The 23344-nt window shown below is 45.3% G+C and carries 21 protein-coding genes; 18 read left to right on the top strand and 3 right to left on the bottom strand.

The window, feature by feature from the left end:
* The first annotated feature begins 2 nt into the window (after nt 1–2).
* The 5 genes from CSX02_RS08790 (at nt 3) to coaBC (ending at nt 5504) form a co-directional block, all read left to right on the top strand.
* Entirely contained in the window at nt 3–2081 is a 2079-nt protein-coding gene (locus CSX02_RS08790; protein WP_099386398.1) for a hypothetical protein, read from the top strand.
* Between the two features lie 21 nt (nt 2082–2102).
* Nucleotides 2103–2687: a manganese efflux pump MntP gene (locus tag CSX02_RS08785; protein ID WP_099386397.1), complete on the top strand. Its 585-nt coding sequence runs from the start codon at nt 2103–2105 to the stop codon at nt 2685–2687.
* Between the two features lie 139 nt (nt 2688–2826).
* Complete coding sequence (locus tag CSX02_RS08780) at nt 2827–3609, top strand: type III pantothenate kinase (protein WP_031544098.1); 783 nt, start codon at nt 2827–2829, stop codon at nt 3607–3609.
* A 41-nt stretch (nt 3610–3650) separates the two neighbouring features.
* Complete coding sequence (locus CSX02_RS08775; RefSeq protein ID WP_099386396.1) at nt 3651–4274, top strand: ECF transporter S component; 624 nt, start codon at nt 3651–3653, stop codon at nt 4272–4274.
* A gap of 36 nt (nt 4275–4310) precedes the next feature.
* The gene (gene coaBC, locus CSX02_RS08770) at nt 4311–5504 is read left to right on the top strand and encodes a bifunctional phosphopantothenoylcysteine decarboxylase/phosphopantothenate--cysteine ligase CoaBC (protein ID WP_099386395.1); all 1194 of its coding nucleotides are present in this window, start codon (nt 4311–4313) and stop codon (nt 5502–5504) included.
* Between the two features lie 63 nt (nt 5505–5567).
* Here the strand turns inward: coaBC and CSX02_RS08765 are convergent, their stop codons facing one another.
* Complete coding sequence (locus tag CSX02_RS08765) at nt 5568–6035, bottom strand: hypothetical protein (RefSeq protein WP_099386394.1); 468 nt, start codon at nt 6033–6035, stop codon at nt 5568–5570.
* 262 nt (nt 6036–6297) lie between these two features.
* Between CSX02_RS08765 and CSX02_RS08760 the strand changes: the two genes are divergently transcribed.
* From CSX02_RS08760 to CSX02_RS08700, 13 genes are all read left to right on the top strand, one after another.
* Nucleotides 6298–6906, top strand: a complete 609-nt coding sequence (locus tag CSX02_RS08760; protein WP_099386393.1) for a 2-oxoacid:acceptor oxidoreductase family protein — start codon at nt 6298–6300, stop codon at nt 6904–6906.
* Nucleotides 6907–6916: 10 nt separating this feature from the next.
* Nucleotides 6917–7219, top strand: a complete 303-nt coding sequence (locus CSX02_RS08755; RefSeq protein WP_031544104.1) for a 4Fe-4S binding protein — start codon at nt 6917–6919, stop codon at nt 7217–7219.
* Entirely contained in the window at nt 7220–8401 is a 1182-nt protein-coding gene (locus CSX02_RS08750; protein ID WP_099386392.1) for a transketolase C-terminal domain-containing protein, read from the top strand.
* Between the two features lie 4 nt (nt 8402–8405).
* Nucleotides 8406–9347 carry a thiamine pyrophosphate-dependent enzyme gene (locus CSX02_RS08745; protein WP_031544106.1) on the top strand — a complete coding sequence of 314 codons (942 nt, stop codon included), beginning with the start codon at nt 8406–8408 and terminating at the stop codon, nt 9345–9347.
* A gap of 12 nt (nt 9348–9359) precedes the next feature.
* On the top strand, nt 9360–10229 hold the full coding sequence (locus CSX02_RS08740; RefSeq protein ID WP_031544107.1) for a LysR family transcriptional regulator: 870 nt from the start codon (nt 9360–9362) through the stop codon (nt 10227–10229).
* Between the two features lie 526 nt (nt 10230–10755).
* Nucleotides 10756–11847 (top strand): tryptophan--tRNA ligase, encoded by a 1092-nt coding sequence (trpS, locus tag CSX02_RS08735; RefSeq protein ID WP_031544108.1) that lies wholly within the window; start codon nt 10756–10758, stop codon nt 11845–11847.
* 56 nt (nt 11848–11903) lie between these two features.
* Entirely contained in the window at nt 11904–12944 is a 1041-nt protein-coding gene (locus CSX02_RS08730) for a substrate-binding domain-containing protein (RefSeq protein ID WP_099386391.1), read from the top strand.
* A 1-nt stretch (nt 12945) separates the two neighbouring features.
* A complete protein-coding gene (locus CSX02_RS08725; RefSeq protein WP_099386390.1) occupies nt 12946–14433 on the top strand; it encodes a sensor histidine kinase in 1488 nt (495 codons plus the stop codon).
* Nucleotides 14434–14436: 3 nt separating this feature from the next.
* Nucleotides 14437–16032 (top strand): response regulator transcription factor, encoded by a 1596-nt coding sequence (locus CSX02_RS08720; protein ID WP_099386389.1) that lies wholly within the window; start codon nt 14437–14439, stop codon nt 16030–16032.
* A gap of 25 nt (nt 16033–16057) precedes the next feature.
* Nucleotides 16058–17128, top strand: coding sequence for a substrate-binding domain-containing protein (locus tag CSX02_RS08715; protein WP_099386388.1), 1071 nt, complete (start codon nt 16058–16060; stop codon nt 17126–17128).
* A gap of 185 nt (nt 17129–17313) precedes the next feature.
* Complete coding sequence (locus CSX02_RS08710) at nt 17314–18471, top strand: substrate-binding domain-containing protein (RefSeq protein ID WP_099386387.1); 1158 nt, start codon at nt 17314–17316, stop codon at nt 18469–18471.
* A gap of 108 nt (nt 18472–18579) precedes the next feature.
* Complete coding sequence (locus CSX02_RS08705) at nt 18580–20115, top strand: sugar ABC transporter ATP-binding protein (RefSeq protein WP_099386386.1); 1536 nt, start codon at nt 18580–18582, stop codon at nt 20113–20115.
* Nucleotides 20116–20139: 24 nt separating this feature from the next.
* Complete coding sequence (locus CSX02_RS08700; RefSeq protein ID WP_031544117.1) at nt 20140–21327, top strand: ABC transporter permease subunit; 1188 nt, start codon at nt 20140–20142, stop codon at nt 21325–21327.
* A 180-nt stretch (nt 21328–21507) separates the two neighbouring features.
* On the opposite strand, the gene CSX02_RS08695 is transcribed toward CSX02_RS08700, so the two are convergent.
* Both CSX02_RS08695 and xth read right to left on the bottom strand, forming a co-directional pair.
* The gene (locus CSX02_RS08695) at nt 21508–22413 is read right to left on the bottom strand and encodes a class I SAM-dependent methyltransferase (RefSeq protein ID WP_099386385.1); all 906 of its coding nucleotides are present in this window, start codon (nt 22411–22413) and stop codon (nt 21508–21510) included.
* 95 nt (nt 22414–22508) lie between these two features.
* Nucleotides 22509–23264, bottom strand: a complete 756-nt coding sequence (xth, locus tag CSX02_RS08690) for an exodeoxyribonuclease III (protein WP_099386384.1) — start codon at nt 23262–23264, stop codon at nt 22509–22511.
* Nucleotides 23265–23344 lie beyond the last annotated feature (80 nt).

Below are 23344 nucleotides of genomic sequence, written 5' to 3'. Positions count from 1 at the left end.
TTATGAAATTCAAGGAATTAAAGAACAAATTAAAAGACCGTTTTCTGATTACCGCGAGCGCAGGCGTTCTGGTATTCTCTTTGATCGTTACCGGTGTGACATGCACCGCTTATGCAGCAAAGAATCGTGATCAGGCTGCATCAACCGTCGAGGACAAAGATGACACGGACAAACTGGTGGATGACATCCTTGGCGATGGCAAAGTGACAGAGAAGAATATCGGAAAAGAGGAGACTGTCTATCTGATTTCCGATGCATCCGGAAAGGTCAATAAGACCATCGTATCCGATCATCTCGTCAACAAAGAAAAAGCAGCACAGCTGGATGATCGCAGCAATCTGACGGATATCACCAATGTCAAAGGCGATGAGACATTTGAGGAAAAGGACGGCGCGTTGACCTGGAAGGCAGACGGCAATGATATTTATTATCAGGGAACCACCAGCCAGGAAGCACCGATTACCCAAAAGGTGACCTACAAACTCGACGGCAAGGAAGTCACACCGGAAGAGCTCGCAGGTAAGAGTGGAAAAGTAACCATCCGTTTTGATTATACAAACAATACCAAGTATGTTGCCAAAGTTGACGGAGAAGAATGCGAAGTTAAGGTACCGTTTGCAGCAGTCAGCGCATTGGCACTCAATGACAGATTCTCCAATGTGGAAGTGACAAACGGCAAACTCGTAGATACCGGAAATGGCAGCATGGTTGTGGGATATGCAATTCCGGGATTGACCGAAAGTCTGGATCTGGATGATTCCGCACTTGACGGAATTCAGATTCCGGAATATGTGGAAGTAACAGCAGATGTCAAGAATTTCGAAATGAATGTTGCCATGACGGTGGCAGTCAATGCAGGCAATTTCCTTTCTTCAGGAGATTTGTCATTTGACAGCATCGATGATCTGGTAGATGCATTAAGTGATGCTTCTTCACAGCTTTCAGATGGTTCGACCGATTTGGCAGACGGAATGAAGACCCTGCAAAAGGGATTAAAAGATTATACCGCAGGTGCATCCAAGATCAATAATGGAATCGCAACCCTGCAGAATAAGTCAGGCAGCCTTGTGAGCGGTGCAAGTGATTTGAATGATGGGGCACAGGCACTTTCCGAAGGCCTTGTCAGCTTAAACAGCGGTGCAAAAGATCTGTATGGCGGATTGAAGTCACTCGAGAGCGGCGCTTCCGATCTGTATGAGGGAATCGGCAAACTGAGTGCAGGTGCAACCACCCTCAGCAATGGCCTTTCTACCCTGAATGGTTATTCAGACAGCATGGCTAAACTGATGGAACTCGGTGTCAAATCAATCCTGAATGATTTGAATGCTTCAGCATCCTCTGTATTCGGCGCATTGGCAGCAGTCACCTCAAAGCCTGCGCTGGCAACTGTTACCGTGGACAACATGACTCAGGTTTACGGTGCAATGAAGCAGAACGAATCAACTGTTGTCGCTGCAATTGTAGGATCCGGTGCAATGGATGAAGCACATGCAACCGGAACGGTACAAACCGTAGAAGGATATCTGGAGCAGGCCATCGGCGGACAGCAGCTTGCAAGCGGAATCAAGCAGAATCTGAGTGCTTTGAGCACAGGCGCAGACACACTTGCAACCAACCTGAGTACTGCTGAGGCAGGTGCAAAGAAGGTTTCCGGCGGAGCTACTGCCGCAAAGAAGGGCGCCAAGAAAATATATAACGGTGCAACCACCGCCAAAGAGGGTGCTGCCAAGATTGCAGAAGGCACACAGACACTTGTCGATGCAATGCCGAATCTGACAACCGGAATCAAGGCACTGGCAGACGGATCAAACAAACTTGTTGCAAATAACAAGGCACTTTTGGATGGTGCACAGAAATTAACAGACGGTTCTGCAAAACTTGCAGACGGAATCACCACCTTCAACAAGGAAGGAGTACAGAAGATTGTGGATGCATATGACGGAGATGTCAGCGCATTGCTCAATCGTGTGGAAGCAGTCAAGGATGCAGCCGAAAACTACGGTGCATTTACCGATGCTGCGGATTCTGTAAATACCAGTGTGAAGTTCATCTACAAGCTTGCTGAAATCAAGGCAGAATAAAACAAGGAGACGCATCAGATTATGGGCTGGTTCGAGAATTTGTTGATTGTCGCGGGAATATCTTTGGACTTGTTTGCCAATATGGAATGCCAGGGATCTCTGGTCGCAAAAGTAAATAAGAAACATCTGACGCTGATCTGCCTGATTGTCGGGGCGTGGCAGCTGGCAGCTCTTTTCGTCGGATATTTCTTTGCAAATCTGCTTTTGACAAAGCAGCATATCGCGAACGACTTTTTGGTCGGAGAACTGATTGCGGTAATTATCTTTCTCGGACTGGGTTGTCGCCTGATTGTAAAAGGCATCAAGAATGAGCGGATTCAGGAACATCTCGAGATGACGCTCGGCTATAAACGATTCATCAGAATGGCTTCTCTTACAAGCATTTATACCGTGCTCGCGGGAATCGCATTTGCTTTCTTCGGGACGGATATGCGCATGATCTTAATCATGATCGTGAGCTTTAGTATCGTATTTGTCATTTCCGGTATGTATGTCGGATACCATTATGGTTTTGAAGCAAAAGGAAAAGCATATTTTGCGGGAACTTTTCTGCTGTGGGCCGCGGGGATTGATTTGATTGTACGGCTCGTGATTCAATACCGGTAAGGAGCTTTGCGCCACGCGTGATGCGTGGCGCACAAGCTCCTTTTTTGATGCGGTTTTTTTCGGGTACAATACTTGCAATGACTGTGTGATAATGATATAAAAAGAGAGTAAAAACGCAATCAAAGAAATGGAGAAAAATATGGTACTTGCATTAGATGTAGGGAACACGAATATTACATGCGGTGTGTTTGCGGATGAGGAGCTGGTGGCTTCTTTTCGTGTCACCACCAAGATTCCCCGTACATCCGACGAATACGCGATTGTATTGGAAGAATTATTGGAAAAGAATGAGATTCGCGCTGAGGAAATCGAAGATGCGATTATCTGCTCGGTTGTGCCGAACATTATGCATTCACTCGAGAGTGCGCTGATCAAATATTTTGATATTTATCCGATGGTAGTGGAAGCCGGAATCAAGACCGGTATCCGCATTGTTACACCGAATCCGCAGCAGATTGGAGCGGACCGTATTGCGGATGCAGTCGGCGCTTATGAGTTGTATGGCGGACCGGTGATTGTCATTGACTTTGGCACTGCGACCACCTATGATTTTGTGGATGCGCAAGGCGCTTTTCTCGGTGGCGTGACAGCTCCGGGACTTCGCATTTCCGCAAAGGCTTTGTGGGAAGATGCGGCAAAGCTGCCTGAAGTGGAAATCAAGAAACCGGATACGGTATTGGGCAAAGAAACGATTCACAGTATGCAGTCCGGACTGGTTTACGGACAGATTGGACAGACCGAGTATCTGATTGATCAGATCCGCAAAGAGACCGGCATCGCAGATGCAAAAGTGGTCGTTACCGGTGGATTGGGTAGAATTATTTCCGAGGGAACCGCAAAGGTAGATATCTATGATCCGAATCTAACCTTAAAGGGTATTAACCTCGTTTATAAGAAACAAAAAAGAAAAATCAAAAAATAATACGCTGTATTTCATCATTGAAAACGGCAGTAGGAGGAACAATGGACCAAAATAATAACAAGAGATTAAATGTAAGATTTATGACAGAGCTTGCATTGCTGACCGCAATCGAGCTGATTATGTGCTTTGTGCCGGGATTGGGATATATTCCGATCGGCGCGTTAAAAATTACATTGCTTTGTATTCCTGTCGCTGTCGGCTCCGTCGTACTCGGACCGAAAGCAGGCGTCTTTCTCGGATTCGTATTCGGTATGTCAAGCTTTCTGGATCCGGCCAAGTCTGCCATGATGGCAGTGATTCCGGTACAGAGTTTTGTCACTGCAATTGTACCGCGTCTGTTTGTCGGACTGGTACCGGGACTGGTATTTATGGCATTGCGCAAGACGCGCATTCCACACTCCGTGAGTGTGTCAATTGCCTGCCTTCTTGCCCCGCTGACCAATACCGTTTTATACCTGCTGTTCTTTGTCATCTTCTTAAGACAGTACATGCTTGAAATTAATCCGGATGTCTACAATTTCTTTGGCAATCACGGATTCCTGGTTAGCTACGGAATGATGTTTGCGCTCAGCGCACTCAATATTGTGCTTGAGGCGGTTGCCGGACTTGTAATCGGATCTGCAATTTGTAATGTTCTGTTGCATACCGTCAACAAATCGAAATAGTCCGCTGTTGCATTTCATAAAACAGGAGGATTCTTTATGTTAAAAGGAAAATGCATTGTACTCGGGGTGACAGGAAGTATTGCGGCATACAAAATCGCAAGCCTTGCTTCTGCGCTTGTCAAACTGCATGCGAATGTACATGTGATTATGACAGAGAATGCAACGAATTTTATCAACCCGATTACATTTGAAACACTGACCGGAACAAAATGTCTGGTCGATACCTTTGATCGCAATTTCGAATTTCAGGTAGAGCATGTCTCGCTGGCAAAGCAGGCAGATTTGTTTCTGGTCGCACCGGCATCTGCCAATGTCATCGGCAAGATAGCAAACGGAATTGCGGACGATATGCTGACCACTACAATCATGGCAGCCAAATGTCCGAAGCTGATCTCTCCGGCAATGAATACGAATATGTTTGAAAACCCGATTGTTCAGGACAATCTCAAGAAGCTGGAGCATTATGGCATGCAGGTCATTTCTCCGGCAAGCGGATATCTGGCATGCGGCGACACCGGTGCAGGCAAGATGCCGGAGCCGGAGACACTGCTGCAATACATTTTGCAGGAAGTCGCCTATCCGAAAGATTTGTGCGGCAGGCATGTTCTGATTACCGCGGGACCAACGCAGGAGAAAATCGATCCGGTCCGTTATATTACGAATCACTCGACCGGTAAGATGGGCTACGAGACCGCAATCCACTGTGCGCGTCGCGGTGCACAGGTGACATTGGTCGCAGGACCGACGAATTTGCCGGATCCGTTGTTCGTCGAAACAATTCATGTGACATCGGCGGCGGAGATGGCGGAAGCGGTGAAAACCCGCTTTAAACAGTCTGATATCGTGATTATGCCGGCGGCTGTGGCGGATTATCGTCCAATCAATCCGGCAGATGAAAAGATCAAAAAAGACAAGAATACGGATGAGGCATGTATCCGCTTAGAGCGCACAGAAGATATTCTGTCGTATCTCGGACAGCATAAACGGGCAGACCAGTTTATTTGCGGATTTTCGATGGAGACCGAAAATATGTTGGAAAATTCCCGTGCAAAGCTGAAAAAGAAAAATGCAGACATGATTGTCGCAAACAATCTGCGCACAGAGGGTGCGGGATTTGGTACAGATACCAATGTGGTAACACTGATTACGGCGACAGAATGTCGTGAGCTGGAATTGATGAGCAAAGACGAAGTTGCACGCGCAATTGTGGATGCCATCATCCAAAAATAAGCAAATCAAAAAGCAAGGTTTCCTGACCGGATAAAGTCGGAAAACCTTGCTTTATTTTTATTGTTATGAATTTTGCAGTTCGGATAACATATCGGTGAAAGCATCCTTTTTTTCCGCCAGGATACTCGCAGCCTGCGCAGCAGTATCTTCGCTAATCGGGCCGGTGCCGTATGCGCCGGAATAAGAATTGGTCGCAGCATTGTAATTCGCCTCATTTTGCGCAGCAAAAGCAGCTTCGATTTCCGCCTGCTTGACTGCTTCGTCGGCAGCTTTTTCTGCTTCCAATCGTGCAAAAATCTCGTTGGCATTTCGAATTGCTTCTTCCTGTTCCGGAGTTAATTCCGCTTCCGGTTCGGCAGCAGTCATGCCGGGTTCGTCAACGGGCGGCTCACAATAATCCGAACCATCTGTATCTGCATCTACAAAACGAACATTCCAGCTTTTGATGACACTGCTGGAAATCTTGAGTTTTTCATCGCGTTGGGCAATTAAGTCGACAGGATATTGCGGTTGATGATCAAATTGATACATAGGCATTCTCCTTAAACTGTTACTTTTGTCCTAGTTCTTATATCATATACCCATTTGAGCCAAAATGCAAGCGAAGGCGTTGAATTCCAATCATATAGTTGAATTGGTTTCATCTTATTTGTGAAAAGCTTTTCACATTTTCACTTTACTTTGTTAAAATGTGCGCTATAATTATAAATGTTAGGCACGGTGTAGAAAAAGATTCACTCGTAAGATGAACAAAAGTGTAAAAGAGATTGTAAGGAAAGAGAGAGCGTTGGCAATGAGCAAAGATTTAGAAATCAGATGGCACGGCAGAGGCGGACAGGGCGCCAAGACAGCAGCCCTTCTTCTGGCCGATGTTGCATTTTCAACCGGTGCGCATGTGCAGGGATTTCCGGAATATGGACCGGAGCGAATGGGTGCGCCAATTACGGCATATAACAGAATCAGCAGAAAGCCGATTCGGGTACATTCCAATATTTATGATCCGGATCTGGTTATGGTAGTGGATGAGACATTACTGGAATCGGTCAATGTGACGGCAGGACTGAAGCCGGACGGAGCCATTGTAATCAATACCCCGAAGTCGGTGGAAGAAGTCAGACCGCTTCTGCAGGGCTATGAGGGAAATGTCTATACGATTGATGCGAGAAAAATCTCAGTGGACGCATTGGGCAAATATTTTCCGAATTCGCCGATGCTTGCGGCAGCAGTTGCTGTCAGCGGCGTGATGGATCAAAAGGATTTTATCGAACAGATGAGAGGATCCTATAAACATAAATTTGCAAAAAAACCGGAAGTGATTGATGGAAATATGCGCGCGCTGACACTGACACTGGATGCAATTGCACCTGCGCTTTCCGGAAAGAAACCATTGTGCGCAGAATAAGGGAGAGATTATGAGAACAGATGTAAGCAATTTGAATGAACAGACACCACATCAGAATCTGACGGAAGGGCTGATGTATTTTGGTGCAGGTAGTACCAAACAATTCAATACCGGAGAGTGGCGTACCAACACACCGGTATTTTTGGCAGATAAGTGTAAACAATGCCTGCTTTGTGCTCCGGTTTGCCCGGATTCGAGCATTCCGGTAGTGAACGCAAAGCGTTTGGATTTTGATTATGAGCATTGTAAGGGCTGCGGTATTTGTGTAGAGGTTTGCCCGTTTGATGCAATTGTGATGAAGGAGGGCAAATAAATGGCACGCAAAGACCGAATGTCCGGAAATGAAGCAGTATCGTATGCAATCCGGCAGATTAACCCGGATGTCATGCCGGCATTTCCAATCACACCATCCACGGAGATTCCGCAGATGGTTTCAACCTATATCGCAAACGGACAGATGGATACGGAATTTATTCCGGTTGAATCAGAGCACTCTTCCATGTCCGCAACCATTGGTGCAGAAGCTGCGGGCGCTCGTTCACTGACTGCGACGAGCTCAGCCGGTCTGGCACTGATGTGGGAAGAATTGTTGCTGGCGGCCAGCAATCGCATGCCATGTGCGCTTGCATTGGTAAACCGTACACTTTCCGGCCCGCTGAACATCAACTGTGACCATTCTGACGGAATGGGCGCGAGAGATACCGGATGGATTCAGATTTATGCGGAGAACAATCAGGAAGCGTATGACAATTTTATCCAGGCATATCCGATTGCGGAGGATCCGCGTGTGCATCTGCCGATTATGATCTGTCAGGACGGATTTATCACAAGTCATGCCGTGGAGAATATCGAGTTGCTTGAGGATAAAGAGGTAAAGGAGTTTGTCGGAGAGTATCATCCGGAAGAATTCCTGCTGAATCCGGGCAAGCCGATTGCGGTTGGACCTTATGCAGTCAGCAATTATGTCATGGAGGCACGCAGAAACCAGCTGGAAGCACTCGAGCGTTCCAAGGAGGTTATCCTCGAAGTGGCAGACAAATTCAGACAGTTATCCGGAAGAGGTTTTGGCCTGTTTGAAGAATATAAAACAGAAGATGCAGATTATATTATGGTCATTATCGGATCTGCTGCAGGAACCGCAAAGGAAGCTGTCGATCAGCTCCGCGAAAAAGGCAAAAAAGTCGGTGTCTTAAAATTGCGTGTGTTCCGTCCGTTCCCTGCAGAAGAGATTGCAAATGCAATCAGACATGCGAAGGCTGTTGCAATCATGGACAGAACCGAAAGCTACAATACACACGGAGGACCGCTCGGCAGTGAAATCGAAGCCGGTCTGTATCGTGCAAAGGCGACAGTCATGGCAGTGAATTATATTTACGGTCTGGGTGGTCGCGATTTCACAGTGGATCATGCGGCCTCTGTTTTTGCAGAGCTCGAATCAGCTGTAGAAAATGAGACAGAAGTGAAACAATATCAATATATCGGATTGAGAGAGTAGGGCAATGGCAAATTATAATTTGAAAGAAGTAATGAATAAACCGGAGCGACTGGCTCCAGGTCATCGTATGTGCGCAGGCTGTGGCGCAACCATCGGTGTCAGAGCAGTGCTTCGCGCTCTTCATGAGGGCGATCGTGCCGTAATCGGAAATGCGACAGGCTGTCTGGAAGTATCCAGCTTCACCTATCCGTACACGGCATGGGAAGACAGTTATATCCATAATGCATTTGAAAATGCTGGCGCAACACTCAGCGGTGTGGAGACCGCCTACAAAGCACTGAAAAAGCGCGGTCGTTTGCCAAAGGATGAGAATTTTAAATTTATCACATTCGGTGGAGACGGTGGTACCTATGATATCGGTTTTCAGTCTCTGTCCGGTGCAATGGAACGAGGCCATGATCTGGTCTATGTCTGCTATGACAATGGTGCTTATATGAACACCGGTATCCAGCGTTCCTCTGCGACACCGATGTATGCGGATACGACCACTACACCGGTTGGATCGGAATCAAACGGCAAGATGCAGAATCGTAAAGATCTCGCAGCAATTATCGCGGATCATGATGTGCCATATGTGGCACAGACCACCTTCACTTCGGATTTCCGCGACCTGCATTTGAAAGCAGAGAAGGCAATCTATACGGAAGGACCTGCATTTTTGAATCTGATGACTCCATGCCCGAGAGGATGGAGATATGACGCAAAAGATATCATGAAAATCTGCAAACTCGCGGTAGAGACCTGTTACTGGCCAATGTTTGAGGTGGATCATGGCAAGTGGCGCCTGACCTATGAGCCGAAGAAGAAGCTCCCGATTGAAGACTTCCTCAGAGAACAGGGCAGATTCAAGCATTTATTTAAGCCGGGAAATGAAGACCTCTTGGTGCAGTTCCAGGCAGAAGTAGACAGAAGATGGGAAGATTTGCTGTATAAGTGTGCACGCTAGGAGAGTATTTGTATGACACTATTAACCTATCAGGTATTCAAAACAGTTGCGGATATCGGAAGCTTTCATAAAGCCGCCGATATTCTCGGTCTGACGCCTTCCGCAGTCAGTCATTCTGTTTCCGCACTGGAATCGGAACTTGGATTTGCGGTACTGAATCGAAGCAAGAGCGGCGTGACCCTGACCAATTACGGAGAGCATCTGCTCCCTTATGTCAATGCGGTATTGAATGCAGACGAGAGCCTGCATCAGTTTATCGCGGAGACAAACGGATTGAAACAGGGAAAAGTCAAGATGGCTGTCTTTTCTTCGGTTTGTACGAACTGGTTGCCGGAAATCCTCAGTTCCTTTCACAAGAAACATGAGGGCATCACGATTGAAGTGTTCCAGGGAACGTATGATGATGTGTCTTACTGGCTGAAAAACGGAGTGGTGGACCTGGGATTTCTTTCCGTGTCTGCGGCAAAAGACATTCCGATAGAACCACTGTTTCGCGATCCGTTGTTATGTGTTCTTCCAAAAGGGACCAAGAAAAGCGGTAAGACGATGACCATAGAAGAAATGCGTACGCATCAGTTTGTCACACAGCGTGAGTCGACGGATGCGGATATCCAGAATTTCCTGAAGGAAAACAAACTGGATGTGCAATCGCATTACCATGTGGTGGATGACCTTGCGACGGTGCGCCTGGTCGAAAAAGGATTTGGAATCTGCCTGATGCCGGAGCTTGTTATGAACGATATCCCATACGAGGTGGATACCTACCCGGTTGAGCCGGCGGCTGCGCGCATCATCGGAATTGCAACCATGAATCCAAACTTCATGGCGCCGGCTGTTCGCACGATGTATCGCTACATCATCGACTATTACAAGCGCATTTAGTTTTTCAATATGCAAAAGGCGAGCATCACTCATGTGTCTTTTGATGAATGAACGATTTTGGAAAAAGGTTTATGAAGTGGCGGACATCACCTTTATTGATATTATGTACTCCTCAATCTAAGGGATAACCGGGTTCAGACTCCGTTTGCCAAGTAAAATGACAAAATGAGTTTTGTGTTTATAGGCACCATGCATTACGCAACGTCGTGTTGCAATCGCATTTGCGCCGCCTTCCGTGGCGGCGCATACCTATAAACATCAAAACTCATTTTTATTTCACTAGGGCTCACTCCAATTCACCCGGGTATCCTTTAGATGAGAAGTACATATACGAAAGTTTTTGGTGCCCGCCAACGATAAACCTTTTTCAAAATTGTGTAGGCATTCAAAAGACACATGTAAAGTCTGCAAGCTTTTGCATATATGAAAAACACTGAATGGTAATTAATGGTGATGAAGAAATCTTGAATTTGTGCAGTCTGTCTGTTATGATAATTAAGATTGAAATTATCTGGAGGAAAGAAAAATGAGTAAGATTATTCTGACCGGAGACAGACCAACGGGACGCCTTCATATCGGACATTATGTCGGATCGCTTCGTCGCCGTGTGGAATTACAGAATTCCGGTGAATTTGATAAGATATATATTATGATTGCGGATGCGCAGGCATTGACGGACAATTTTGATAATCCGGAAAAGGTACGCCAGAACATTATCGAGGTTGCATTGGATTATCTTTCTGCCGGACTTGACCCGGCCAAGAGCAATCTCTTCATTCAGTCACAGATTTCCGAACTGACGGAATTGACATTCTTTTATGCAAATCTTGTGACAGTATCGCGCCTGGAGCGCAATCCAACTGTTAAGAGCGAGATTCAGATGCGCGGATTTGAGCGCAGTCTTCCGGTCGGATTTTTCACCTATCCGATTTCACAGGCAGCTGATATCACAGCATTCAAAGCGACAACCGTGCCGGTTGGAGAAGATCAGCTCCCGATGATCGAGCAGACGAGAGAAATCGTTCGCAAATTTAATTCCATTTATGATGAAGTACTGGTGGAGCCGGATGTATTGCTTCCGGAAAACGAAGCGTGTCTGAGACTTCCGGGTGTGGATGGCAATGCAAAGATGTCGAAGTCGCTCGGCAATGCCATTTATCTTGCAGATGATTCCGAGACTGTGCGCAAGAAAATCATGAGCGCCTATACAGATCCGACACATCTTCAGGTGTCCGATCCGGGACATGTGGAAGGCAATGTGGTATTTACTTATCTGGATGCATTCAGTACAAAGGAGCATTTTGAAGAATATCTTCCGGATTATGCATGTCTGGATGAATTGAAAGAGCATTATACTCGCGGTGGACTTGGGGATGTCAAGGTCAAGAAATTCCTCGTCAATGTCATGGAGGAAACACTTGCACCGCTTCGTGCGCGACGCAAAGAATTTGAGAAGGATATTCCGGGAGTTTACGAAATCTTAAAGGCAGGCACCGAGGTGGCACGCGAAACTGCGGCACAGACACTTGCGGAAGTCAAGAGAGCCATGAAGATTAATTATTTTGAGGATGTGGATCTGATTCAGTCACATGCCAAGAAATATGAAAGTGAATCATAAGAATACAAAGCGCGCAGAGCATTGCTCTGCGCGTTAACACTAGGAGCAAAAGGTTGATGAGCAGGCAAAAGCGAGAGGACAAACGGATTCGGCGAAAATTGTTATTATTGATGCCATGGGCATGTATTGTCGTGGTCATTGCCGCCTTACTCTGGTATCAGGGGACTGTCATATTATCAAAAGATAATATGGAAGTGCACAAGACATACAAGCGACATTATGCGCTGGTCACCGGCGGGACGGATGATGTCTTTTGGAGCAGTGTCTATGAGAGTGCATATGCGGTTGCAGCAGAACACGATGTCCTTCTGGAACGCTTTGGATATGATCTCGCTGTGAAATATTCCAAAGATGATTTGCTTGAGATGGCAATCGAAGCCGGCGTGGACGGCATCATTGTGGAGGGCGATGAAGATGAGAGAACGATTGAACTCATCAATCGCGCAGTATCGCAAAATATTCCTGTAGTGACAATCTTAAGTGACTGCTCCGGCAGTATGCGGCAAAGCTATGTCGGTGTGAACAACTATGATATTGGACAGAATTACGGAGAGGCAATTGCAAAACTAATTGGAGAGACCCCGTCATCGAAATTGAATGTGCGTGTGATCCTCGAATCAAAGGAAGCAGATGTCGCACAGAATCTCGTTTTGCTTGGAGTGCGCGAAAATCTCGAAAAATATTACGGAGAAGGATCGATTGATGTGACATCCGGAACCATCAGCGAACCGGATGACTTTGCGGTAGAAGAATATATGCGTGATACATTTTTGGACCGTGCACAATTGCCGGAATTCATTGTTTGCCTGAATTCGATTACAACGCAGCAGGCGTATCAGGCTGCGGTTGATTACAACGCGGTGGGATCGTGCAAGATTCTGGGCTATTATGACTCGGAAAGCATATTGTCAGCTGTATCAAAGGGAATCATTTCATCAACCTTGTCCGTGGATACAGAGCAGTTGGGACGATATGCAGTTGAGAATCTGAATGATTATATCGAGACCGGATACACCAACGGATACAATGCTGTGGATATGAAGATGATTGACAGAGAAAAAGCTGCTGAAATATTAGAACAGCGAAAGGAGCAATAGTATGCGCAAATTGATACGAAAGCTGCAACAGCAATCGTTGCGCCGCAAATTGATTTTGTTGTTCTCCTTTTTTGCACTCGTCATTTTGAGTGTCAACACTTTGATCTTTTCCAGATTCGGCCGAATGCTCAACCAGCTCGGCGGCGTATACGAAAGCAACCGTCAGCTGAATGAACTCGACAGTGTCATCACGGATTTGCAGGCGAGTATAGATGAATATGTCAGCACCCGTAGTTTTGATTCGATCGAGAGCTATTACGATAATGAGCAGAATCTGCGGAATCACGCAGAAACCTTAAACAATGAGGCAAGTGACAACGCACTTTTGCTGGCGGAGAAGAATATCAACGGCTTATGTCATTCCTATCTGGAACTGGCGGAGCAGACGGTAGATGCAAAGCGCGGGCGCAATGTCGAACTGTATGCGCAGCTTTCCGAACAAACGGAGAAGCTCGGTGCGCAGATTCATACCTATATCTACAGTTTGAACAACGAATTGTTCAAATCCAATTCGCAGACCTATCAGCGTGTCAGCCAGTCCATCAAAAAACTCGAGCTGGTCAGTGTGGCAGCATTGCTGGTGATTATTCTTGCAAGTGTTGCAATCATTTCGGCAAGCATGGCGATGATTGTCAAACCGCTCAATCGTCTGGCAACCGCGGCCAATACGGTCGCATCCGGTAATTTTGAAATTGATGTGTTGCCGGTTTATATGCAGGATGAGGTCGGCGTTGTGACACGTGCGTTTAACCAGATGGTAGCCAGCATCCGGGAATATATTGTCAAACAGCGCGAGACACTCGAACGCGAAAATGAATTGAAAGAGAACGAGCTTCGCATGCAAAATCATTTGCGCGAGGCTCAGCTGAAATATTTACAGGCGCAGATCAATCCACACTTCCTGTTCAATACCTTAAATGCAGGCGCACAGCTTGCCATGATGGAAGATGCAAAGCGTACGGGAGAACTGCTGACAAACACGGCTGCATTTTTCCGTTATAATGTGCGCAACAGCGAGGATGCGACAATCGGTGAAGAGGTGCGCCTTGTAGACAATTATATCTATATCTGTAATGTCCGGTTCCCGGATGAAATTCATTACGAGAAGGACATTGATGAATCACTCGAAGATATGAAGCTTCCGAGCATGATCTTGCAGCCTCTGGTGGAAAATGCATTTAATTACGGAATCCGCAATCTTGAGCGGCATGGAATGATAGAGCTCGAGATTAAAGAAAAGAACGGACGGATTTGCATCAGCGTGTGGGATAATGGTCGTGGAATCAGTCCGGAACGAATTGATGAGATCTTAAATTCACCGCATCCGGCGCCGGATCCGCGTTCTTCCAGCTCAAACGGCGTCGGAATCCGCAATCTGCTTGAACGGTTGCGGCTGTATTTCGAGAATGATGTGACATTCGAAATTATCAGTGAAGGTGCGGAGATGGGAACCGAAATATTAATCACCATTCCGTGTATAAAGGGGTAGAATATGTACCGAATATTATTGGCAGACGATGAGGGAATTGTACTGGACTCCCTGAAAATGATTATTCACAAAAATTTTCCGGAGGAATTCCAGATAGAAACGGCACGCACAGGCCGCGATGTCATTGAACTGGCAGAAGTCTTTCGACCTGATATTGCATTTATGGATATTCAGATGCCGGGCATCAATGGAATTGATGCCATGCGTGAAATCAAAAAGATTAACACCAACATTATTTTTGTCGTGCTGACTGCGTACGACCGGTTCGAATATGCAAAAGAATCAGCCAATCTGGGCGTCTTCGAATATATGAACAAACCATTTACGGCAGATGCCATTATCGAAGTGCTCAACCGTGTCATCCGCAAAATCAACAGCAACCGCAAAAAGCGCAGTGACGATTTGAAAATAAGGGAAAAGATGGAGACGGTAACCCCGATTATCGAGACGGGATTTGTATACTCCATCATGTTTGAAGAATTCTCGGAGGATGAGGTAGAAAATTACAAGCAGCTCCTGGAACTGGATTGTGAGAACGGCTGTATGATGGTATTTGCGGTCGGCGAAGATCAAAAAGGCAGTCAGATGACCAATGCTGTCGGTGCCGGCGTGAAGATTCAAAAATTCTATGCAAAGATTCGGGAACAGATCCATGAATGCTGGAGGGATGCGATTGTAGGCTCCATTATTTCCAGCCGTATTCCGGTTTTTTTGCCGCAGGATAAACCGAAGATGGACTATGAAGAACGTATCGAGATGATTGACCGCAACCGTGAGCTGGCGCGCAATCTGTTTAAGCTGACCGACTGCAAATTCCGTATCGGAATCGGTTCTACCGTGAAACTGCGCGACAGTCTTCGCTCGTATGAGGAGAGCATCAATGCTCTGGCCAATTCAGTCGGAAGTGTGGCGCACGTGGATGATATGCCGCTTTCCTGTCAATATGATGACGAATATCCGGTTGAGCTCGAAGGACAGTTGTTTGAGAGTCTGCGGGCTGCGGATGTCGAGACCTGTAAGCGCCTGGCGGCGGATTTCTTTGACTGGATGATACAGGCATACGGGGAAACAGAACCGGCCGTTCGTGTGAAAACCATTGAATTTGTACTTTGGGCAGAGCATGAGGCATATCTGGTCGGTGCAATGAAATATCATTTTACGGACCGCTCGGATTATCTGCTGCGCGTGACATCGGCTGAAAACAACAGCTCATTACGTGATTGGTTTGTGGGCAAATTCCGTGACGCCTGTTCGAAGATTGCGACCAAACAGGAAAATCATGAAAATCATGTGGTCGCAGAAGCAAAAGCATTTATTCAGAAGAATTTCGGAAATGATATTTCGCTTGACGAGCTTTCGCGTGTGCTGAATTTGAGCCCATACTATTTCAGCAAGCTGTTTAAGGAAGAAACGGGTATGACATTTATGGAATATCTGACAAATCTGCGTCTGGATCGTGCAAAGGATTTGCTGAAGAACAGCAATTTGACAATGAAAGAAATCTGTAGTGATATCGGATACGGAGATCCGAACTACTTTAGCCGTATCTTCAAAAAGAATCTCGGCATGACGCCGACGGAATATCGTGAACTAAATTAAGAAAACGATTGAGGTGGGGGAAAGAATGGAGAAGAGAAAAAAGAAATATCTGAACCGGATGGTTGCGGCGGTGATGACGCTTTTGTTGACGGCCGGTTGTGCGGGGGCTGAATCGCCGGAGCCGGATGTGGTGGATGATGAAAAAATTCAGATTGGAATTACATTCGATACCTTCATATTGGAACGGTGGCAGCGCGACCGCGATGTATTTGTCTCCGCAGCGGAAGAACTTGACGCACAGGTCAATGTGCAGAATGCAAACGGCGATATCGACCGACAGAGAGATCAGATTGATTATTTCATAGAAAAAGGAATGGATGTCATTGTCGTGATACAGGTGGCGGATGACAACAAGACTTTGAAAAGAGCGATTGACCGTGCACACAATGCCGGTATTCCGGTGGTGGCATATGACCGACTGATTCTGGATGCGGATGTGGATCTGTATATCTCTTTTGACAATGAAAGAGTCGGTGAACTGATGGCGGATCATATGATTCAGCAGGTGGGCGAGAACGGGACCGTCGTGCAGATATGCGGACCGCTCTCAGATAACAATGTTTCCATGGTGATGAAAGGCTTTGAGAATGAAGTAAAAAAGAGGGGCATGACCATTGTGGAAACGGATTACTGTTCGGGATGGATGTCGGAATACGCATTCGAATACGCATCCGATTTCCTGACATCCAATCCGGCACCATCCGGATTTATGTGTGGAAATGATGCACTTGCGGGCAATGTCATTCGAGCCCTGTCAGAGTCGAGACTTGCCGGAAAAGTGTGTGTTGTCGGTCAGGATGCAGATCTCGATGCCTGCCAGCGAATTGTGGAAGGCACGCAGAGCATGACAGTCTATAAGCCGATTGAAAAGCTTGCGCGCAGAGCGGCTGAGCTTTCCGTGGCACTTGCAAAAGGGAAAAAGATTTTGAGTGTGGTCAATCGAATTAATGACGGAACCTATGATGTTCCTTATGAAAAGATCACACCCGTAGCGGTTACGGCAGAAAATATGGATCAGGTCATTACCGGAAAATATCACGAAGAAGCCGATATATACAGAAATGTACGCTCCCATAAATCTTCCGTAAACGATTGAAATAGGAAAAAGGTACCTAGCACATTTTTGAGCAGGATGACTTGCAGGACGCAAGTTTGTCCTGCTCTTTTTATTTGCGCCTGAACCGGTAAGACAAAAATTTCAAGAAGATGACAATTTTTTCCTGTGGAAATCATGGTAATTTATATTTGCAAAGAAAAACACCACATAGGGAGGGTTTAAGAATGAAGAAAAAAATTCTTGCAGGTTTACTTACTACAGCTATGGTAGCTTCCATGGTAGTAGGATGTGGCGGAAATACTTCCGACACCGGAAAAGGTGGAAGCAGCAAATCTGATTCTGCCAAAGGCAAGCAGAGCGTAGGTATCGCAATGCCTACACAGGCACTTGAGAGATGGAACCGTGACGGCGAGTACTTAAAGAAGCAGTTCGAAGATGCCGGATACGATGTTCAGCTGAAGTATTCAGATAACGACGAAGGAAAGCAGGTTACTGATATCCAGAACATGATCGCAGATGATGTTGATCTTCTTGTAATCGGAGCAATCAACGGTGAAGCATTGAACACATGTATGAACGAAGCTGCAGATGCTAAGATCCCGGTAATCTCTTACGACCGTTTGATTTTAAATGACGCTGTTTCTTACTACGTATCATTTGATAACTACACAGTAGGAAAACTTCAGGGTGAATTCGTTGAGAAGGAACTTGATCTTGCAAATGCAGGCGACAAGACCTACAACATGGAGTTCACAGCTGGTGATCCGGCAGATAACAACGCTGGATACGTCTATCAGGGAGCTTATGACGTATTAAAGAAATATATTGATGCAGGTACATTAAAGGTTGTTTCAGGACAGACTGATTTCTCTTCTGTAGCAACAGAGAAGTGGCAGACAGACGTAGCTCTTGACAGAGCACAGAACATCTTGTCTTCATACTATGTAAGCGGAGAGCAGCTTGATGCATGGCTTTGCTCTAACGACTCTACCGCTCTTGGTGTAGCACAGGCAATCCAGACTGACTACAAGGGAAGCAATAAGCCAATCATCACCGGACAGGATGGTGATATCGCAAACCTTAAGAACATTGTAGACGGAATCCAGACAATGTCAGTTTACAAGAATGTATCTAACGAAGCCGTTGTTACTTTGGAACTTGCTAAGGCAATCCTTAACGGTGAGACCATCGACGAAAGCCTTACCAGCAAGTTCGATATCGAGTGTGCTTATGATACAACATCATACTCTACCTCAGACGGACATAACTGCCCATCATTCTTGTTAGTTCCTACAGTAGTAACCAAGGACAACCTTGACTACTTAGTAGATACCGGCCTTTACAAGTGGGACGGAGATTATTTAGCATCAGCTACTGAATAATCAGTTTTATTTGAATCAAATGCCAGGCGGCAGATGAATAGTCTGCCGCCCGTATTTTGTAAAAAGATAACTTTTGACTGTGGAATATTTGGAAAGGAGGATAAAACTTTGGCCGATACGATTTTACAGATGAAATCGATAACCAAGGAGTTCCCTGGGGTCAAAGCGCTTGATAATGTAAATCTGGAAGTAGAAAGAGGAGAAATTCATGCCTTAATCGGCGAGAATGGAGCCGGAAAATCTACTCTGATGAATGTGTTATCGGGCACTTATCCGGTAGGCTCTTATACAGGAGAGATTTATTACGAAGGCGAATTATGCCAATTCAAAACTTTGAAGGATAGCGAGGAAAAAGGAATCGTTATCATCCATCAGGAACTTGCACTGATTCCACTTCTTACAATCGGTGAGAATATGTTCCTGGGAAATGAAATCAGAAAAAAGAGTGGATCCATTGACTGGGATCGTACTTTCAACGAAGCGGAAAAGCATATGAAGCAGGTTGGATTAAACGAATCTGCTCAGACATTGATCAAGGATATCGGAACAGGAAAGCAGCAGCTGGTTGAAATTGCAAAAGCTTTTGCAAAGAACGTTAAGCTGTTGATTCTGGATGAGCCGACCTCTTCATTGAATGATGAAGATGCAAAAATGCTTTTGGATCTCTTGATCAGCTTTAAGGAAGAAGGATTAACTTCCATTATTATTACGCATAAATTAAATGAAATTATTTACTGTGCCGATAAGGCAACAATTATCCGCGATGGTGCTACCATCGAAACACTTGTAAAGGGTGTGGATGAATTCAGTGAGGACCGCATCATTAAGGGCATGGTTGGACGTGCGCTTGACGATCGTTATCCGGAACGCGAGCACAAGGTATCTGACGAGATCAGCCTTGAGGTAAAGAACTGGACAGTACATCATCCGCTTTATCCTGACAAGGTTGTGGATAACAACATTTCGTTCAAGGCACACAAGGGCGAAGTAGTTGGATTCTCCGGATTACAGGGTGCAGGTCGTACCGAGCTTGCAATGAGTATCTTTGGTAAGAGTTATGGTACCGGAATCTCAGGCAAGGTATTTGTAAACGGAAAAGAAGTAAAGATGAACAGCCCGAAAGATGCAATCAAGCAAGGTGTTGCTTATGTAACAGAAGACCGTAAGACAAACGGACTGATTTTGGGTGAGTCAATTCGATTCAATACTTCTCTGGCAGCATTAGATAAGATTAGTGGCAATGGTGTCATCGACAGAAACTTAGAGCAGAATGCAGCTGAGCAGATGACAGAAGAAATGGGAACCAAGACCCCGACTGTAAATCAGATGATCGGTAATCTTTCAGGTGGAAATCAGCAGAAGGCATTACTTGGAAAATGGATGTTTACAGAACCGGATATCCTGATTCTCGACGAGCCGACAAGAGGTATCGATGTTGGAGCGAAATATGATATTTATTGTCTGATCAATTCTATGGTTGAAAAGGGCAAAACAGTCATCATGATTTCTTCCGAGATGCCGGAACTTCTTGGTATGTGTGATCGAATCTATGTAATGAACGAAGGCGAACTGGTTGCGGAATTGGATGCAAAGGAAGCAACTCAGGAAGCAATTATGGCTTCAATCATTCGTTCTTCAAAGTAAATTTGCGAAAGGAGATTTGTTGAAATGGCAAATGAAACAAAGACGAAAAGCGGAATCAGCGTGTCCGACTTTTTCTCAAAATATACAATGATCATCGCTTTGGTAGCGGTATTTATCTTATTCTATTTTTTGACTGAGGGAAGACTGCTTCTTCCACAGAACATGTCAAACCTTTTGATTCAGAACGGTTACGTATTCGTAATGGCATGTGGTATGTTGTTATGTATCTTAACTGGTGGTAACATCGACCTTTCCGTTGGATCTGTAATTTGTATGGTTGGTGGTGTAGCTGCAGTTATGATTACCAACAAAGATATGAACCCGATTCTTTCTATCGTGGTATGTCTTTTGATCGGATTACTTGCCGGTGTTTGGCAGGGATTCTGGATTGGATATGTAAGAATTCCACCGTTCATCACCACACTGGGTGGTATGTTTATCTTCCGTGGTATTGGTCGATTGATTCTTGATTCCAAGACCATTGCAGTACAGAATGAGACCTTCCTTAATATCTTTATGAAATATATCAAAATTCCGGGACTGGATGATGGAGACTTCCTCATCACTCCTATGATTGTTGGAGTTCTTGCTGCTGTATTTGTTATTTTCTCTACGGTTTTAGGCCGTGCGAAAAAAGCAAAGAAGGGATATCGTCAGAACAACATCATTGCTGATTATGGCAAAGCAATCGCAATTGCTGCAGTGATTCTGTTCTATTGTACAAAGCTTTCCCAGTACAAGGGAATTTCCATCATGCTGGTATGGGTAGTTGTAATTTGCCTGATTTATCATTTCATTACATCTAAGACAGTATTGGGACGTTACTTCTATGCTGTAGGTGGAAACGAAAAGGCAACCAAGCTTTCCGGAATTGATACCAACAAGGTTTACTTCATTGCATACGCAAACATGGGCCTTTTGGCTGGTCTTTGCGGCCTTCTTTGCCTGGCTCGTGTAGGATCTGCAAATGGTTCAACCGGTACTTCTTTCGAAATGGATGCAATCGGTTCCTGCTTCATCGGTGGTGCTTCGGCATACGGTGGATCCGGATCCATCCCTGGAGCTATCATCGGAGCATTACTCCTTGGTGTAATCAACATGGGTATGTCCATTATGGGTATCGGCGATTCATGGCAGTATGTTGTAAAAGGTGCTGTACTTTTGATCGCAGTTATCTTCGATGTAGTATCAAGCCGTAAGAAAGGACGTTAGTCAAAATTATCTTTTTACCTCGAGGGGCTAAAGCCTTCGGTGATAGCCCCTCGTAATCCCCCAGATAATTAGTACTTCAAGATATATTAATTTCTTTTTTACCCTTCAAGAAAACCCGTGGCAATGCCACGGGCTTTTTGCATGTCAAAGGTCAAAGTTCATTCCTTATGAAATAAAATATTATTCTCCAACAAATCGACCACTTGCACCTTCCGGTAAAACAAGACCGGATTCGGAAACCGGCAATCCGATTTCTTCAGCAGTGAATGTGCCATTATAATTTTTTAATACCGTCTGCATCATATAGGTGAGGACAGCCGGCTGCAATCCTGTAGTATAGGAATTGATTAAAAAGAATAAAGGCTCTTTGGTGAGCAACTGCTCACACAATTTGATCAGGTTGTAAATCGAATCTTCGATTTTCCAAATCTCGCCCTTCGGTCCACGACCATAGGATGGCGGATCCATGATGATGGCATCATAGTGATTGCCGCGGCGAATTTCGCGCTCTACAAATTTCACACAATCATCAACAAGCCATCGAATAGGTGCTTCACCCAGTCCGGATGAAATCGCATTTTCTTTGGCCCAAGTGACCATTCCTTTGGATGCGTCCACATGGGTGACACTTGCACCCGCAGATGCTGCGGCAAGGGTTGCGCCACCGGTATATGCAAACAGGTTTAATACTTTGATTTCACGATTTGGATTTTTCTGTTTCGCGTTATATATAATAGAAGAAAACCAATCCCAGTTTGTTGCCTGCTCCGGAAAGAGTCCGGTGTGCTTAAAAGCAAAAGGCTTTAAATGGAAAGTAAGCTTTCCATTATTATAAGGGCCATCGATTGGCAACTGGTATTGAATGCTCCATTCCTCCGGCAAATCAAAGAATTCCCATTCGCCACCGCCTTTGGAGCTGCGGTGGTAGTGTCCGTTTTTATTTTTCCATCCTTTATGTGTATGAGCTGTATCCCAAATGACCTGTGGGTCCGGGCGCACCAGATTGTATTGCCCCCAGCGCTCAAGCTTTTCTCCGCCGGAGCAATCCAATACCTCATAATCTTTCCAATTGTTTGCAATCCACATAGACAGAATCCTTTCTGATTTCTTTATTGATAATTCAATGGTTTTGATAATTCAAATAAGTGCAAATGATAATTTACAGCATAAATATGTGCTTGTCAATCAAAGTCTAATTCGATTGGGCAGTGGTCGGATCCATAAATATCCGTATGTATTTTTGCATCCTTCATGCGTTCTTTCAAATCTTGCGAAACGAGGAAGTAGTCAATGCGCCATCCGGCATTCTTTTCGCGTGCCTTGAAGCGGTAAGACCACCAGGAGTAAATCTGTTCCTGATTCGGATAAAAATAGCGGAAGCTGTCGATAAAACCGGAATTTAAAAGCTCAGTCATCTTTCCTCGTTCTTCATCTGTAAAGCCTGCGTTGCGTCGATTTGTCTTTGGATTTTTCAAATCAATCTCCTGATGTGCCACATTTAGATCGCCGCAGACAATCACGCCTTTCTTCTTATTTAAAGTAAGCAGATATTCCCTGAAATCATCTTCCCATTTCATGCGATAATCAAGGCGTGCCAATTCATTTTGCGAATTCGGCGTGTAGCATGTGATGAAATAATAATCTTCAAACTCCAGGGTGATGACGCGTCCCTCGTGATCATGCTCCTCGATTCCGATTCCATAAGAAACAGAAAGAGGTTCTTCTTTAGAGAAAATTGCGGTTCCAGAATATCCTTTCTTTTCTGCGTAGTTCCAATAAACATGATAGCCGCTGCGCTCCTTGTCGAATTGTCCTTCCGAGAGTTTGATTTCCTGCAGGCAGAATAAATCGGCATCAATGCGTTCAAAAAAATCCCAAAAGCCTTTTTCAACAGCGGCACGAAGGCCGTTTACATTCCATGAGATAAATTTGTTCATATATAATAAGTTCCTTTCATCTGTTCAAGTCTCGCTCGCGAGACTTGGCGCGAGATTTGCGTCAGCGTAGCTGACATATT

The sequence above is a fragment of the Agathobacter ruminis genome (assembly GCF_002735305.1).
Taxonomy (GTDB): domain Bacteria; phylum Bacillota; class Clostridia; order Lachnospirales; family Lachnospiraceae; genus Roseburia; species Roseburia ruminis.
The sequence above is the reverse complement of the archived record's forward strand: the minus strand, read 5'-3'. Positions and strand labels throughout refer to the sequence as shown.